Origin of the sequence: Pantoea sp. S61, from assembly GCF_016625145.1 — a bacterium.
In the GTDB taxonomy this organism is placed as follows: Bacteria; Pseudomonadota; Gammaproteobacteria; order Enterobacterales; family Enterobacteriaceae; genus Pantoea; species Pantoea rwandensis_B.
The window spans coordinates 153,659-170,398 of record NZ_JACVUO010000001.1 but is presented as its reverse complement, the minus strand read 5'-3'; the positions used below and the strand labels follow the sequence as shown (position 1 = coordinate 170,398).

The following is a 16,740-nucleotide window of genomic DNA, read 5'->3' as shown; positions in this document are numbered from 1 at the left end:
CGACAACCCACATTCCGCTAACCCTCAGAAATTCTGATAAATGAGATCGATCTCAAGTTGAGGTCATGCTTCAGCTTGCATCTCTGAGCCTGAAAACTTCGTTTTATCTAAATTATTTCCTGTTGGATATATCAGCAAAGCACAATGTCAGTCACGGGGATTAATGACTAAAAAGTATGATTGAGCGATTTTTTGAGCTGCATGAAATTCAAGCGAACGCGTTCGCAATGGATGTACAGACGTCCAGACGTATATTATAGTCCTTCCCCTACGTTTCTAAGGGACCTGTGTCATGAAAAAAATTGTGCTTTCCACCCTGCTCGCTGCCGCCGTTTCCCTGCTCAGCGCATGCGATAACCAAAAAGATAATGCCATCAAAGTTGCGATTAATACCGGACCTGATGAGGCGATCTGGCAGACCGTGAAGCAGGTAGCGCATGATAAGTATCATCTGGATGTCGATGTCGTTGCATTTAACGATTACGTGCAGCCAAACGAGGCGCTGCGCAATAAAGATGTTGATGTCAACGCCTTCCAAAGCCTGCCTTACCTGGAAATGCAGTCAAAAGAGCGCGGCTATAAATTTGCTGTCGTTACCAACACCTTCGTATTCCCGATTGCAGGATACTCGCGCAAGATTAAAACTCTGGCCGAGTTGCCTGAAGGCGCCACTGTCACTATTTCTAACGAAGCGACCACGCTGGGCCGCAGTCTGCTATTGCTACAAGCACAAGGTCTGATCAAAGTGAAGCCGGAAGCGGGTCTGCTGCCGACGACACTGGATATCACAGACAATCCTAAGAAGCTGAAAATCGTTGAAGTCGATACCCCGCAGTTGGCACGTACGCTAGACGATCCGCAGGTTTATATTTCGATCATCAATAACAATTTTGCTGCGCTGGTGAATCTTTCTGCCTCGCGTGACGGCATGTTTATGGAAGGCAAAGCCTCGCCATACGTGAATGCCATCGTGGCGCGTGAAGACAATAAAGACAGCGCCAACGTGCAGAAATTGAAAGAAGCCTTCCAGTCACAGCAAGTGCTGGATAAAGCTAACGAGATTTATAAAGGCGATATTATTAAAGGCTGGTAATAGCCTATATTATAGGGGCGTCCTACAGGACACCCCTATAAAGGCTCGGCTTGAAAGGTTTGGCAACAGACAGCTCAACTGACAATCATGTCATATCAGCATTTCGCGTTGAGGTTATTTAAAATCCACTTCCATTAATTCCGCAATGGTTGCATCTTTCGTCGAGGTGACGCAGCGATGCAGATAATCAGTGAATTTTGATGATGGCGGCATGCCCAACTCCAGCAATTTATCATTGCTGAAAACCACATTGAGCTTTGAAAAGTGGCCATAGAGATTCATCGCTCTCAGCACTATACGCTCGTTGCAGGGTCCAAACAGAGACGAGAAGCTTTTCTTACTTTCAGCCAACTCACGGTAGTTGACCTTTTGATACGTCTCTGCCACCGGAATTTGACCTGAGGCCTTTGCCATCGCTTTATCAATTTCGGCAAAGGTCACACTGCTGTTGAGGCCAGCAGAAATATGAATAATGCTTTTATCGACGTTCTCGGCGGTCAGCAACAATTCCAATGCATCTGCACAGTAATCCACTGGCACCACATCAATGCGGTCCTCCAGTTCACACATGAACTTACCCAGCGTGAGGGCCATGCGGAACACCCAGAAAATACTCGGCGATGGGGTGCAGCCGTGATCGGAATGGCCAACCACGATAGAAGGCCGAGCAATGACCAGTGGCAGATTCGGCAGCGATTCGGTCATCATTTTTTCCACCGTGGCTTTACTCCAGGTGTATTCCACAATGTGCTGATCGCGCAGCGTATTCAATTCGCTTTCGGTCACCAGGGTATTGGCTTCGGGGGCGCAGGACATAGCAGTTCCTACGTGAATGAATCGTTTCAAACCACTTACCTGGCTCATACGGCGGGCAAACTGGAACGTCCCTTCGACGTTCACTTTCCAAATATAAGGGTTGGTACCAAATGAGGCGACGGCGGCGCAGTTCATCACATGTGTCACCGCATCCAGTCGCGGATCGTCCGTGAATCGTTCCGGCTCAGCCAAATCCCCGATTAAAATATTTTCTGTAGTTAACGTATTCAGCAAACTGGCATCCACACCGAACTTGGCCAAATTACCTTGAAGCCGGGTCAATCCTTCGGACGGTGAATCACCGCGCACTAACAGGAGCAAACGGTTATTTTCTCTTTTCTTTAAAAAATTCACGGTAACCGCGCCGCCCAGGAAGCCAGTCGCGCCAGTAACAAGAATCGTATTCATAGTGTCGATCTACAGGTCAGTTTTGATCAAAAGGATTGCGTCGAATGTAGATCAGGCAAGATAAATGGCGGATAAATGCGTTTGGGTGGTGGTGGGAAAAATACGTTCCGGTTAGTCACCGTTTAACTGTGGTGAATTTATGATCGCCAGTCGTCAGTTTGCTTCTGGTTTATCGACTATTCTGAGATCAAAAAGTAAACCGAGATATAAAAATGGCGTAAAAATTTCACTGCCTGGCGTAAAAATGCAGTGCATAAAATCGCCACCTGCTATTCACCTGGCAGGGAAAAAGGTATGTTCGCCGTCATACACAGCCATCGCTGCTCCACGCTGAAAAGAAACAGGAAATCTATGAGTCAGACCGAGAAACAATCTCTGCCTGCTGGCATGCTGGCCGCCGCAGGGATCGTGTTTGGTGATATCGGTACCAGCCCGCTGTATACCTTGAAAGAGTGTCTTTCAATCTTGCCCGATGGCTCTCTATCCACTATCGCCGTCATGGGCTTCTTATCGCTGATTTTTTGGGCGCTCACACTCATCGTGACATTGAAATACGTCTGTTTCGTCATGCGGGCCGACCACGACGGCGAAGGCGGCATTTTGACGCTGATGTCATTGGCTCGCCGCCATGTCAGCACGAAAATCGGCCATATTATTGTGTTAGCGGGACTCACCGGCGGGGCATTCTTTTACGGTGACGGAATTATCACACCAGCGATATCCGTTTTATCCGCGATTGAAGGGATGGAAGTCGTTTCACCGCACCTGGACAAGTTTGTCGTTCCCCTGGCGGTCGTGATTCTGACGCTGCTGTTTATGATCCAAAAACATGGCACTGAGAAAGTCAGTAAAGTGTTTGGCCCTGTCATGTTTATCTGGTTTGTCTCGATTGGCTTATTAGGGATTCGCGGGATCGCACTCAATCCCACTGTGCTCCACGCTCTCAGCCCTTCCTATGCGCTGACGTTTTTATTGACGCATAAGGCGCTTTCCTTTGCCGCGCTCGGTATGGTGGTGCTGGCAGTGACGGGTGCCGAAGCACTGTATGCTGACATGGGGCACCTCGGTAAAGCGCCCATTCGTATGGCCTGGCTGGTGATAGCGATGCCCGCGTTGGTGCTCAACTATTTTGGACAGGGTGCGCTGGTTATCGCCGACGCTAAAGCCATCAATAACCCTTTCTTTAACCTTGCACCTGGCTGGGGGCAGATCCCGCTCATCGTACTCTCAACGCTCGCCACCGTTATCGCGGCACAGTCTGTGATTTCTGGTGTTTACACCCTGACGCATCAGGCGATTCGCCAGGGCTTCCTCCCCCCGATGCGTATTGTGTTTACCTCACATACCGAATCCGGGCAGATCTATATTCCGGTGGTTAACTGGCTGCTTTTTGTTGCAGTCACCGTGATCGTGCTGGCGTTCCGCCAATCCTCAGCCCTCTCCTCGGCGTACGGTATTGTGGTGACGGGCACCATGGTGATCACCGCTTGTCTGGCTGGCGTGGTGGCGCTGCGTAACTGGAAATGGCCGCTACCGCTGGCATTGGTATTTCTCATCTGTATGTTGACCATTGATATCCCCCTGTTCGCCGCCAACTTGATGAAGTTGTTATCCGGTGGATGGGTGCCGGTGGTCATGGCACTGACCATGATGGGGTTAATGCTGATCTGGAGCACCGAGCGTAATCGGTTAATTAGAAAGTTGAATAACGACCCCGAAAGCCTTCAGGCTCTGGTGAAGTCGCTGGAAACTAATCCGCCGAGTCGCGTGCCGGGAACGGCGATTTTCCTCGCTCGTAAAGAGTTTGAGATCCCACAAGCCCTGCTGCATAACCTCAAACATAACCGCGTGCTGCACAAACGCGTGGTGTTGCTGAATATTCGTACCACCGATACCCCGCGCGTGCACAACCAACAACGCATTACCATTACGCAGTTGTCACCGTCATTCTGGCAAGTTACGGCGGCGTATGGGTGGCGTGAGGTTCCTTCAATGGCTGAAGTGTTGCATTTATGTGGGTTAGAAGGCTTTGGTTGTACCGTCAATGAAGCCTCGTTCTTTACCTCACACGACACACTGGTGATGAAAAAGCGCAAAGGGTTGGCGCGAGTTAAAGGTGGCATCTTCCACTTCTGCCAACGTAATGCGTTACGGGCACATGAGCAATTCAACATTCCACCGAATCGAGTGATCGAGTTAGGTGGACAACGCGAGTTTTAACAAAATGGGGCGCATAGTGCGCCCCAACTGATTAAATAGTCCGCCCTAAATGTAAGCAGATGAAAAAATATCCCCTAAAGTTTATCAGAGTTGTGGCTGAACTTTTCTTAACAACTAATTAGCAATTAAAGCTAAAACGCATAACCTCAAAAGGTGTTTATTAAGCCTACCGGCGCCGATTACCTGCCGTGCGCAACTGCCGGGTTTAATAAATCAATCATGAACAATAAAACGTGTCGCTTCGAAATCGGCTCAGTTGTTATTTTGAGGAGTAAGACCATGAAAGAACTTATTAACGACGTGATTTCTATTTTCACACCGCAAAATGTTAAACCAGTATTAGTCCGTGCTGACCTCACTCATCGCGAACTCTCATCCATTCACCCAGTCGGCTTCACTTCAGTGAGCTGGGCCACGTCGATGGAAGAGTTGACTGACGCGATAGTGAAAAAGACGCTTGCCGCTGGCGCTGTCGGTTATCACATTACGGATGTCGAATCGCATGAGCCGGGCCATGATGGTCAGCATGTGATGGCAGCGACTGCCACGCTGTACCACATTAACAGCAAAGTGGCGTACGGCTGATGTTAACCTACGTATCCAAGCCTAAATTAAGCCTGCCACTCCCGTGACAGGCTTTTTTCTGCGAAGTATTGCACCAAAAAATCAATAAAGACTTTTATGCGCGGCGATTCTGAAGTCCGTTGCGTATACACTGCCCAGATATTCGCTTCCTGATACCACTGCGGTAATACATGCACTAATTCCCCCCGCGCCAGATAGGGTTCGACATCCCATGCAGAGCGCAGAGCAATACCGTGCGACTTCAAGGCCCAATTAAGAATAACCTTGCCACTGTTCGATGAATAATGACTATTCAGACGACACAATATCTTTTGTTCCCCGTCAGTCAGCGGCCAATTGCCAAAGGTACTGTGCTTTTCATTAATGATAAGACAGCTGTGATGAATTAAATCATCCAAAGAATTGAGTGGCACTGATTGGGATAAATAGTCAGGAGATGCGCAGAGAATTCGCCGATTGGCGGCCAGTTTGCGTGCAATATAGGCGTGATTGAGGTCGTCACCAACCTGAATATCCACGTCGGTCCCCGACTGCATTAAATCAATTTCCCGGTCGCTAAGGATCAGCTTGATATTCAATGACGGGTGCTGAGAGATAAAGGCGGAGATGGCGTCAGAGAGATAATCCTGCCCAAAACCCATCGAGCAGCCTACTGTCATATCGCCGGTCAGTTCCCCACGCCACTGCCGGAAATTGCTGAGGAAGGCATCCATTTCCTGAAGCACCTGCTGTGCCCCCTCCAACGCCTTCTCACCTTCGGGTGTCAGGCGCATCACCCGGTTGGTTCTGAAAAACAGTCGGGTATCCAGCTGCTTCTCCAAAATAGCAATGCGTTTACTGATATAGGAAGGAGACTGGCCAAGTTCCACTGCGGCGCGCCCAAAACCGTCGTGGCGCGCCACACTGATGAAAACATAGAGATCTTCGATAGCAGGCCAGCCCTGCAAGGGTTTCTGGACGTTTTTTCCGGCAAGCTCTTGCTTCATGGCATCACACTGTTAACGGGCATCTGAGGGTTATAGCACAGAATCGAGGAAGCCTTGTAGCTGCGCCAAAAACACCTCTGGGATCTCTTCCTGCGGGGAGTGCCCACAAGGCAGTGCGGCACCCTTCACGTCAACGGCTTTATCCTGCCAGGTCGAAACGACATCGTATAATTGACCCACTGTGCCCTTCTCGCCCCAAAGCAACTGCAGTGGGCAAGCAATACGTTTCTCGCTGTCCTGCGCATCATGTTCTAAATCGATGGTCGCAGCAGCGCGATAGTCTTCACACACCGCATGAATCATCTCAGGTTGCTGATAACAGCGCAGATAATCGTTAAACACCGCTTCTGATGTGGCACCCGGTGTTTTCAACTGACCCTCGATATGTTTTCTCAGGAAAAATGCCGGATCCTGGCCGATCATGGTCTCCGGCAGCGGATACGGTTGGATCAAAAAGAACCACCAGAAATAGCGTGTGGCAAAGGCTTTATCCGTTTTCGCATACATTGTCGCTGTGGGTGCAATATCGACAAAAGTACAACAGGTGACCTTTTCAGGATGGTCGAGCGCCAGTCGGTGCCCGACCCGAGCGCCACGATCGTGCCCCACGAAAGCCACATGATCCAGTCCCAACGCATCGATCAGCAGGCTGATGTCATCCGCCATGCTGCGTTTCGCGTAGGTAAGATGTTGCTCATCGCTTGCCGGCTTGTCACTGTCGCCGTATCCGCGCAAATCCGGCAGTATCACCTGGTATTTTTTCGCCAACTGCGGTGCCACTTTACGCCATGCCAGATGGTTCTGTGGATGGCCATGCAACATCAGTAACGGCGAGCCTTCGCCGCCTGTGGCAACACGCAGTGTCACACCATTAGCGAGTTTTACATCCTTTAAAGCAAAACCGTCGATAAACGGTGATGCGCCTCGATCCGTCATTTCACTCATCTTGTTGTCCTTTTACCCGCTGCAACCACGGACGTTGGGCAAAATGCTGTTTTTCGAACTGCGCAATGTCAGGCTCGTACTGCAATGTCCAGTCAACCGCACTGCCTCCACCCAACAACATCTCGCGTTTTAACGCGCTGACCTCAAAGTGCAGTGTTTGATTATTAAAGCAGAGGGTCTGATGTTCCAGCGATATCGTGATTTCATTATGTGCGGCATCGAGAGTCGCTTCGCTCAGTTGTTGATACGCTTCTTCACTTAATGTCAGAGTCAGCACACCATTACGTTGGCAGTTGTCGTCGAAGATACCCGCAAAGCTCGTGCCAATAAGGGCACGAATCCCCAGCTGATTCAGTCCCCACACCGCGTGTTCACGGCTGGAGCCACAGCCAAAGTTGGCGCCTACCAGTAGAAATGCAGCCTGCTCCCAACCGGGTTGATTCAGGATGAAATCAGGATTTGGTGAGCCGTCAGCCAGGAAGCGCAGATCGAAGAATACCCCCCGATCAAGCCCCTGGCGGTCAATGCCCTTGAGGAATTGCTTGGGCATGATGACATCTGTGTCGATGTTGGCGGCGGGTAAAGGTGCGATTTTGCCGGTGATACTGTGAAATGCTTCCATTTTAACCCTCTACTGTCATCAAACTACGAACATCGACCAGATGGCCGGCTAACGCAGCAGCGGCCACCATCGCTGGGCTCATCAAATGCGTGCGAGCACCCGCCCCTTGTCGGCCGGGAAAGTTGCGATTGGTGCCAGAAGCACAGCGGTCGCCGGGTGCCAGGACATCTTCATTCATTGCAAGGCACATTGAGCACCCTGACTGCCGCCACTCAAATCCGGCATCGATGAAGATGCGGGCTAACCCTTCAGCTTCCGCTTGCTGACGGACTTGAGTCGAACCCGGCACAATGATTCCGCGCACGTGGCGGGCAATTTTACGTTCACCAATCACCGCAGCGGCAGCACGGAGATCTTCAATTCGGCCATTGGTACAGGAGCCAATAAACGCATGGGTAATGGCGATACTTTCCAGCGGCGTGCCGGGCTCCAGGCCCATATATTTCAACGCCGTTTTCAGCGCCTGCTGTTTGATTAAATCTTTTTCCAGTGCGGGATCCGGTACTCGCCCGCTGATTGCACTGGTTTGGTCCGGGCTAATGCCCCAGGTGACTTTCGGTTCGAGATTGCTGCAATCCAGGGTCAACGCGCGGTCAAATTTCGCCTCTTCATCGCTACGCAGCGTAAGCCACTCACTTTTTGCTTGCTGCCAAAGATCGCCAGTCGGCATTTGTGGTTTGCCTTCAATATAGGCAAACACCTTTTCATCCGGCGCGATAATCGCTCCGCGTGCGCCTGCTTCAACGGCCATATTACACAGGGTCATGCGACCTTCCATGCTCAGTGCATCAATGGTTGCTCCGCAGAATTCGATGGCATACCCGGTCGCACCTGAGGCACCAATACGTTCAATCAGCGCCAGAATGATGTCCTTGGCGGAACAACCATAAGGCAACTCGCCTTCGACCTTCACTTGCAGGGTTTTTAATCGGCGATAAATCAGGGTTTGTGTCGCCAGCAAGTGTTCAATTTCGGACGTCCCGATACCGAAACCCAGTGCGCCAAATGCACCGTAGGTGGTGGTGTGGCTGTCACCGGCAGCAATCACCATGCCGGGCATCACCAATCCTTGTTCATGTGCGACCACATGTTCAATTCCCTGGCGTGGGTCCATCACATCAAACAGTTCGATACCAAAATGGGCGGCGTTCTGACGGAAATAGTCGACTTGCAACTGTCCACCGGCATCAGTCATGGCTTCATCACGTTCCGGTCTGGTCGGATTCACATGATCCACGTTGAGCAAGATGGTGGCGGGATGGCGAACAGGGCGTTGATGTTCACGCAGGCCACTGAATGCCTGCGGGCTGGTGTATTCATTCAAGATAGACCGATCAATATAGAGCAACACATGCCCTTCATCGTCTAACTTACGTACGACATGCTGATCGATCAGTTTTTCATACAGTGTTTTGTTAGCCATGCGATTGCCCACATAAAGTATTAACAAGTCATTAGAGACTCTAGGGTAATACAGGTGTGGGTGAGTTAATGAACACGATATGTGATGCAATGATTTATGAAATGTAACCTACGGGCGACTAACCAGTCGCCCCTGAGTTAATGGGAAGAAATCAGACGCTCAAAGCGATAAGGCGTGGGATCGATGAGCGGTGGATGCCCAGTCACCAAATCCGCCGCTAACTGCCCTGCAGCCGGTGATGTCCCAAAACCGTGGCCTGAAAAACCGGTGGCCAGCGTCAATCCTGGCATTGACGCCACAGGGCCAATCACCGGGTTGGAATCTGGCGTCACATCAATGACGCCCGCCCATGACTCAGCCATGACGGCTTGCTTAAACATCGGCCAGGCGGCATTGAGATTACGCATCGCTTCCCCGTTCAATGCCGGATTAGCTAGCGGATCCAGTGTACGGACTTTCTCAAAAGGTGTGCGTCGATCGTTGCGCCAGCGACGTGCCATCGCCAGATCCTTGAGGAAATATTTGCCCAGTGAAATTCGCAAGTTGTCGCGGGCATGGCGTAATTGAGGCATATAGCGCGTCCCAATTAATAAATGGTCAAGCGTCAAGGGGGCATCCAGCGCACCGCGTTGCGTGATGATGAAACCGCCATCCTGATGCTGACGGAATGAAAAATCTGGCGCACCCACCGCGATGTTGGCGGGTCCTTGCAGCGGTTTGGTACGCATGACCGAGCAAATCAGTGGCAAGGCTGGCAAATTAATGCCGAGATTGCCGAGGAAGCGACGTGACCAGGCACCGGCAGCGAGTAACACCTGATCGCAACGAATCTCACCACGCTCCGTTACCACACCACTGACCTTGCCGTTGCTGGTGGCTAAACCACGCACAGCACAGTGCTCAATGATAATCGCGCCCTTTGCCATGGCCGCTTTAGCAATGGCGCTGGCTGCGAGCGTGGGTTCTGCACGTCCATCAGAGGCGGTAAAAATACCGCCCGCCCATTTTTCCGCGCCACCGGGCACGCGCATCGCAATCTCGCTATTGCTAAGCAGTCGGGTGTCCAGTCCAGCGGCGTTCACGCCCTTTAGCCAGTTTTCATGCATTGCCATCTGCTTTTCATTGCGAGCAATAAACATGATGCCGGCCTGACGGTAACCCACATCGCTTCCCACACGCGTGGCCATCTGCGCCCATAAACGGTCAGCGGCCTGGGCCAGAGGGATATCCTCCAGCGCACGGCTGGTTTTACGGATCCAGCCCAGATTGCGTGATGACTGCTCACCCGCGATACGCCCTTTTTCCAGCACCACCACCGGAATGTTGCGCTCCGCAAGTGTCAGCGCGGCCGTTAACCCTACAATGCCACCGCCAATGATCACCACAGTGCTGGTATCCGGCATCATTGGCGAGGTGACCACGGGCGTAATAACTGGTGCCATAGCGTATCTCCCGCCCTTACAGGGCCACGGTAATTTCCTGAACCTCGGCTTTACCTGCGCCGCGGTATGCTGTGACTTCCAGTTCGACTTTGTAGACGGTCGAGCCCAGCGGAGGACAGGTCACGGTTGACGCCGGGTTAATACCACGGAACTTCTCGCCAATGATCGCCATCACGGTGGGAACATCATCCGGGTTCTGAATAAAGACGCGCGAACACACCACATCCTGCAGTGAAGCATCAATTGCCGCTAAGGCCGCTTCGATGTTGGTAAATACCTGTAAGGTCTGTTCACGCAAATCAGCGGGAATTTCTTTGGTTAGCGGGTTGCGTCCTGCGGTATTGGAGACATAAATCCAATTATCGACTGCCACAATACGTGAGTAACTGGCTTGCTCTTCAAACCTGGAACCGGTTTTAACTTTGATGATATGCGTCATAATGTTTTCTCTTTCAATTGGTTGGTTAGCTTAAAACGGGTGTTTCCCACAGGTTAAGTTTGACGCCGATGCCTTTTTCCAGCGCGTTGCGATATAGCACCGTGCCCCATGCAACGTCTTCAACCGGCATACCCCCGACTGACATGATGATGATCTCTTGATCGTTTTGACGTCCGGGCGCATCACCGGCGACGATCTTGCCGATGTCTTCCAACTGCTCAGCTTGCAGCTGTCCCTCGGCCACCATATCCATGAAGCGCACTCCGATAATCGGAATGGTGCGATGGGCAGGTTTCGGCACCTCTTCAAACCAGGCGTGATATAGGCCCGTGTTATCCAGCACCTTGCGGACGTCCGGCTGCTCCATGCCATCGTCAATGTTGCACAATGCAGGCATCGCCAAAAACGCTCCCGCCTTGACCCACTCACGTTTCACTAATGGATAAGTGTTCGGATCACCGACTTCACCAGAGCTGCAATAAGTGACAATGTCACTACCGCGAACCACTTCCTCTAACGTATTAACAATCTCGACGTGCTTGATTTGTGGATAGGTTTCTTGCACCCAGGTCAGGAAGTTATCGAGGCTCCGCTGCCCACGTCCTTTGACTTTAATAGTGTCGATATGCGGACAGACGGCGATAAAAGCGGCTACGGCGGTCTTGCCCATCACACCCGGTCCTAGCAGACCAATTACCCGCGAATCTTTACGTGCCAGATGGCGTGCCCCCACGCCAGGCACAGCACCGGTGCGATATGCGGACAACAGGTTGGCGGACATGTGCGCCAGAGGGGCGCCAGTATCAGCATCATTCAGGGTGAACATCAGAATCGAGCGTGGCAGACCTTTTTCACGGTTAGCGATGTTGGAGCCATACCACTTCACACCTGCGGTACAGAAATTGCCGCCCAAATACGCGGGCATCGCCATCATGCGGCGGTCAGCAGTGGGTTTTGGCATGGTTGGAAACGGTGAGTTTTCCGGGAAAGTTACCATTGCACCATGCGAGTCATTATTCGCGCCCGCCATACGATAGTCGCCGTGATACAGCAGCCCAAACATCTCTTCCATGGTGTCCACACAGGCGGACATATCGGTCACGCCTGCACGAATCATGTCTTGCTCCGACAGGTAAATAAAATCGATCCGGGTTGAATCACTCATAGGTCGCCTCTTCAATCAGTCTTTTGGTCGATGTCCCGCTGTCGCGAAAATTGCCATATATAGCGATGTCACAGGCTTACATCGTCGTATTAACGGGGTTTTTCGCTGTGTGAAATAGAAATAACGCGTCAGATGTCCGGCTGTATTGAATATTTGCGACATGGCGAAACGCAGGCGTGGCACAACGCTTGCATTACTCAGGCTCTATCTAGCCCGTTGCGGAGCACGCCATGACACAATTCCCTTTGTATCGCCACAGTGGTTTCCAGCCCGAGCAACCTTGGTTTGTGCTCAATGCCGCACGACACTATTCGGTGATCGCATCGGATAACCCGGCGATTTCACATTTCTACAGTTTTGAAGTGGCGCAGAATGCCTGCATGACGTTGGCGATACCGGATGGTTGCGTGGATATCGTATTTGATTGCGATGCACAGCGTCCTGCTGCTCGTGTCTGTGGCACCACGCTGGAAGCGCGCGGTGCAGATATGCAACATAATCATCACTATTTTGGTGTGCGCTTCGCGCCAGGCATCATTCCTGATTTCCTGGATGTGATGGCAGAAGAGATTCCCGATCGCGAGTTCAATTTCCTTGATGTGGTACCGGATGCACGGCTGGCCTTTGAGCAGATCGTTCAGACACGCGATTTTTCGCGGCAGATTGCTTTATTCAACGCCTTTTTCACACCACGGTTGGTGCGCAAAGCATCAGCCGTAACATCATTGATTATCCAGACGATGCGTCAGCAGAAAGGCAATATTCGCATTGACCAACTGGAAGCATTGACCGGTTACACCTGCCGCACTATTCAGCGTCAGTTTCGCCAGGATACGGGGATGTCTCCCAAGGCTTTCAGTCGCATTTTGCGTTGCCAGTCGGCGCTGGGCAGCATTCACTTGCAGCAGGAAGTGTCCTTTAGCGATCTGGCCTTTGATCTTGGATTTAGCGATCAGTCGCACTTCCTGCGCGAATTTAAAAAGTTTATCAGCACCACGCCCTGTGATTATCAGCGGCGTATTTCGCATGATGCTTATTTCCATCGCTTGCGTTTCCACTGAGCACTAAAAGAGTGCAGCGTTGCACTGTGACGCTGTCCGATTTTTTCTATCCGCCAGATACTCAGCTGAGAAATGATGCCGCTATGTTACCTGCCTCAGGCGGCAAAGATTGCCTGAGAACTTTCTCTTAGCGGTTGAGGGCTTTGGCGATGAATACGGATTCCGGCTTACGCAAAAATACGTTGGGTTTGTTTTCTCTGGTCTTTTTTGTCGTCGCGGCAGCCTCGCCGCTGACAGGCGTGGTGGGCGGTTTGCCGGTAGCGATTATTTCCGGCAATGGCGGTGGCATTCCGGTGTTTTATATCCTCTCGTGCATTATTTTGATGTTATTTGCCGTGGGCTTTATTGCCATGAGCCGTCATGTGAATAATGCGGGCGCCTTTTATACCTATATCTCTAAAGGAATGGGCGAAAACTGGGGCGCCTCCGCGTCAGTTTTAGCGTTGATGGCGTATATCTCCATCCAGATTGCCATCGTGGCGATGCTGGGATTTTTCACACAGCTGTTTATTGAAGAGCACTTCTCTGCCCATATTCCCTGGTGGGCATTGAGCATGCTATTTGTGCTGGTGTGTTGGGTATTGAGCATTAAACGAGTCGAAGTCGGTGGAAAATTACTCGGCATATTAATGCTGGCGGAAGTGGCCATTGTGTTACTCACCGACGTGATGCTGCTGATCAAAAAAGTCGGTCCATACAGCTTCCAATCGTTTGAGCCGTCGGTGTTTATGCAGGGCAACCTCGGCATCGCCTTTATTTTCACCATCGCAGCGTTCATCGGTTTTGAATCCACCGCCATTTATGCTGAAGAGTGCCGTGACCCACATAAAACTGTGCCGCGTGCCACGATATGTGCCTTGTTACTGATCACGGCATTTTTCTGTTTCACCAGTTGGTCACTGGTGCAGGCATACGGTTTTGAACAAATTGTCGCAATTGCCAGCAAAGATCCCGGTAATTTCGTGTTTAACATTACACAGCAATATGTTGGAGAGTGGGCCGTAGAAACCATGTCGGTACTGCTTATCACCAGCTTATTTGCGGCAGCGCTAGCGTTTCATAACAATATTTCACGTTATTTGTTCAGTATTAGCCGCGATGGTTTGATCTGGAAAGAGTTATGTAAAACTCATCCCACCAACGGCACGCCGCACAACGCCAGCCACGTTCACAGCGTGATCATGCTGATGCTACTGGCAGGTATGGGCAGCGCGGGTCTGGACCCGATGGTGCACATCTTTGCCATTGGTTCTGCCGTCGCCACACTGTGTATTCTCATTTTACAACTCGGCGTCTCCGCTGCCGTGGTGCTGTTCTTTCGTCGGATAGACCATGATGAAAAACAATTCACTGTGTTTTGGGCACCGTTGCTATCAATGGTGTGCATGAGCGTGACGATTATTTTGGTCGTCAACAATCTGCAATCCTTAAGCGGTAGTGATTCCAGCGTGGTGAAGATGATTCCGTGGTTCATTGCTGGCTGCGCAGTGCTGGGATACGGGATGTCGCTAAAACGCGGGGTTAAAGTTCGCGCGCAGTAGTTGGCGTGGTGCGCAGAAATGCGCACCTTCTTTGGAAATCATTATTTAACCCACTGTCATCGTGTTTTATTTGACCTAAGTCGAGATGCTCGTTATAAAGAATAACCGCGCAGTAGCAACGGATATATCCCCCTACCTTTCGCATTGATTGCTTAAATTCCCACCTCAATGGTTTTATGTAAGTTAAGTAATTAACACCAATACTTTATTAACTAAAAACAAGTTAATCTTTTCGTAACAATATTTTAATTTGCAAACCGAAAATTTAACGTTCACCTGCAAAGTACAAAGATCAGGATCAGAATGACTCACTCTAAAAAAATCGTGTCTGCCCTTTCACTGGCAGCGCTGCTTGTTTCTTCAGTGGTCCACGCTGAAAACGCACCAGAAAAAACCGATGTCCTGTTGATTGGCGGCGGCGTCATGAGCGCCTCACTGGGAACCTGGCTACAGGAACTGCAACCAGGCTGGAAGCAGCTGATGGTTGAGCGTCTGGATGGCGTAGCGCTGGAATCCTCTAACGGCTGGAACAACGCAGGCACGGGCCACTCGGCTAACATGGAGCTGAACTACACGCCAGAGCGTGCAGACGGTTCAATTGACGTGAGCAAGGCGCTGGAAATCAACGAAGCCTTCATGATTTCCCGCCAGTTCTGGACCTCTCAGGTTCAGCGTGGTGTGATGCATGATCCGCGTTCATTTATCAACTCTACGCCGCATATGAGCTTTGTTTGGGGCGATCAAAACGTTGAGTATCTGACCAAACGTTACGATGCACTGCAAAAAACCACCCTGTTCCAGGGCATGAAGTTCTCAACCGATCACAAGCAGATTGAGCAGTGGGCTCCGCTGGTGATGGAAGGTCGCGATCCTAATCAGAAAGTGGCGGCCACCTGGACGCCAGTGGGTACTGACGTTAACTACGGTGAAATCACCCGCCAGTTGATTGGCAGCCTGAAGAAAGATCAGAATTTCAAATTAGAAACCTCTTCAGAAGTCACTGATTTCAAACGCAACAGCGATAACTCATGGCACGTCACTATCAAAGATGTGAAGAGCGGCGAGAACCGTTCGGTTGACGCGAAATACGTGTTTATCGGTGCAGGCGGCGCAGCCATCAAACTGCTGCAGAAAACCGGTATTCCTGAAGCGGATAACTACGGCGGCTTCCCGGTAGGGGGTTCGTTCCTGATGACCGAGAATCCAGAAGTGACCAGCCGTCACCTGGAAAAAGTGTACGGCCAGGCTTCAGTCGGTGCGCCACCGATGTCTGTTCCACACATCGATGCCCGTAACCTGGACGGTAAACGCGTGGTGCTGTTCGGACCTTTCGCGACCTTCTCTACCAAGTATCTGAAAAACGGCTCATTGTTCGATCTGTTAAGCGCCACAACCACCAGCAATATCATGCCGATGACTCACGTTGGTATTGATAACTTTGACCTGGTGAAATACCTGATTGGCCAGGTAATGCTGAACGACGACGATCGTTTTGCCGCGCTGAAAGAGTACTATCCGAACGCACGCAAAGAAGACTGGAAACTGATCCAGGCGGGTCAACGCGTACAGATCATCAAGAAGGATGCGGATAAAGGCGGCGTGCTGAAGCTGGGTACCGAAATCGTGACCGATCAGCAGAAAACCGTTGCTGCCCTGTTGGGTGCATCACCTGGTGCTTCAACTGCTGCGCCAATCACCCTGGACGTGATGAAGAAGTTGTTCCCGGAGCAGTTCGCTTCTCCTGAATGGCAAGAGAAGATCCGCGGTATCATTCCAAGCTTCGGTCAGAAACTGAACGGCAATACCGCACTGACTCAGCAGGTCTGGGACAACACCGCAGCCACGTTGCAGTTGACCAAACCACCGGTCATCAACATGGGTGACCAGTCAGTTGCCCCTACGCAGGCTAAGCCGCGCGCAGAATCCGCTAAGCAGGATATGGCGCTGTAATTTTCCCTCGCACTAATGAAGAAAGCCGGACAATGTCCGGCTTT

14 protein-coding genes are annotated in these 16,740 nt (G+C 51.1%); 6 read left to right on the top strand and 8 right to left on the bottom strand.

Going from position 1 to position 16,740, the window contains the following annotated elements:
• The first annotated feature begins 292 nt into the window (after positions 1–292).
• The gene (locus IAE30_RS00865) at positions 293–1,093 is read left to right on the top strand and encodes a MetQ/NlpA family ABC transporter substrate-binding protein (protein WP_045832522.1); all 801 of its coding nucleotides are present in this window, start codon (positions 293–295) and stop codon (positions 1,091–1,093) included.
• Positions 1,094–1,207: 114 nt separating this feature from the next.
• Here IAE30_RS00865 and IAE30_RS00860 read toward each other — a convergent pair whose 3' ends face one another.
• On the bottom strand, positions 1,208–2,317 hold the full coding sequence (locus tag IAE30_RS00860) for an SDR family oxidoreductase (protein ID WP_200677852.1): 1,110 nt from the start codon (positions 2,315–2,317) through the stop codon (positions 1,208–1,210).
• Between the two features lie 351 nt (positions 2,318–2,668).
• Here IAE30_RS00860 and kup point away from each other — a divergent pair, with 351 nt between their 5' ends.
• A complete protein-coding gene (gene kup / locus IAE30_RS00855; protein WP_200677850.1) occupies positions 2,669–4,537 on the top strand; it encodes a low affinity potassium transporter Kup in 1,869 nt (622 codons plus the stop codon).
• A 279-nt stretch (positions 4,538–4,816) separates the two neighbouring features.
• Positions 4,817–5,122: a DUF1471 domain-containing protein gene (locus IAE30_RS00850; protein ID WP_045815559.1), complete on the top strand. Its 306-nt coding sequence runs from the start codon at positions 4,817–4,819 to the stop codon at positions 5,120–5,122.
• A 26-nt stretch (positions 5,123–5,148) separates the two neighbouring features.
• Here the strand turns inward: IAE30_RS00850 and IAE30_RS00845 are convergent, their stop codons facing one another.
• The 7 genes from IAE30_RS00845 to IAE30_RS00815 form a co-directional block, all read right to left on the bottom strand.
• Positions 5,149–6,108, bottom strand: coding sequence for a LysR family transcriptional regulator (locus tag IAE30_RS00845; RefSeq protein WP_200677848.1), 960 nt, complete (start codon positions 6,106–6,108; stop codon positions 5,149–5,151).
• Positions 6,109–6,138: 30 nt separating this feature from the next.
• Complete coding sequence (locus tag IAE30_RS00840) at positions 6,139–7,053, bottom strand: alpha/beta fold hydrolase (RefSeq protein WP_200677846.1); 915 nt, start codon at positions 7,051–7,053, stop codon at positions 6,139–6,141.
• Positions 7,046–7,675 carry a 3-isopropylmalate dehydratase small subunit gene (gene leuD / locus IAE30_RS00835; RefSeq protein ID WP_045815562.1) on the bottom strand — a complete coding sequence of 210 codons (630 nt, stop codon included), beginning with the start codon at positions 7,673–7,675 and terminating at the stop codon, positions 7,046–7,048. Before leuD ends, IAE30_RS00840 begins: the two co-directional genes overlap by 8 nt.
• Before the next feature lies 1 nt (position 7,676).
• Entirely contained in the window at positions 7,677–9,098 is a 1,422-nt protein-coding gene (leuC, locus tag IAE30_RS00830; protein WP_200677844.1) for a 3-isopropylmalate dehydratase large subunit, read from the bottom strand.
• A 137-nt stretch (positions 9,099–9,235) separates the two neighbouring features.
• Positions 9,236–10,540 (bottom strand): FAD-binding oxidoreductase, encoded by a 1,305-nt coding sequence (locus IAE30_RS00825; protein WP_200677842.1) that lies wholly within the window; start codon positions 10,538–10,540, stop codon positions 9,236–9,238.
• Positions 10,541–10,556: 16 nt separating this feature from the next.
• On the bottom strand, positions 10,557–10,979 hold the full coding sequence (locus tag IAE30_RS00820) for a RidA family protein (RefSeq protein WP_200538488.1): 423 nt from the start codon (positions 10,977–10,979) through the stop codon (positions 10,557–10,559).
• Between the two features lie 25 nt (positions 10,980–11,004).
• On the bottom strand, positions 11,005–12,144 hold the full coding sequence (locus tag IAE30_RS00815) for a tyramine oxidase subunit B (protein ID WP_200538487.1): 1,140 nt from the start codon (positions 12,142–12,144) through the stop codon (positions 11,005–11,007).
• A 230-nt stretch (positions 12,145–12,374) separates the two neighbouring features.
• Here IAE30_RS00815 and IAE30_RS00810 point away from each other — a divergent pair, with 230 nt between their 5' ends.
• From IAE30_RS00810 to mqo, 3 genes are all read left to right on the top strand, one after another.
• The gene (locus IAE30_RS00810) at positions 12,375–13,205 is read left to right on the top strand and encodes a helix-turn-helix domain-containing protein (protein WP_200538486.1); all 831 of its coding nucleotides are present in this window, start codon (positions 12,375–12,377) and stop codon (positions 13,203–13,205) included.
• Between the two features lie 149 nt (positions 13,206–13,354).
• A complete protein-coding gene (locus IAE30_RS00805) occupies positions 13,355–14,746 on the top strand; it encodes an APC family permease (protein WP_200677840.1) in 1,392 nt (463 codons plus the stop codon).
• A 303-nt stretch (positions 14,747–15,049) separates the two neighbouring features.
• Entirely contained in the window at positions 15,050–16,696 is a 1,647-nt protein-coding gene (gene mqo / locus IAE30_RS00800) for a malate dehydrogenase (quinone) (protein ID WP_045815569.1), read from the top strand.
• Positions 16,697–16,740: the final 44 nt, after the last annotated feature.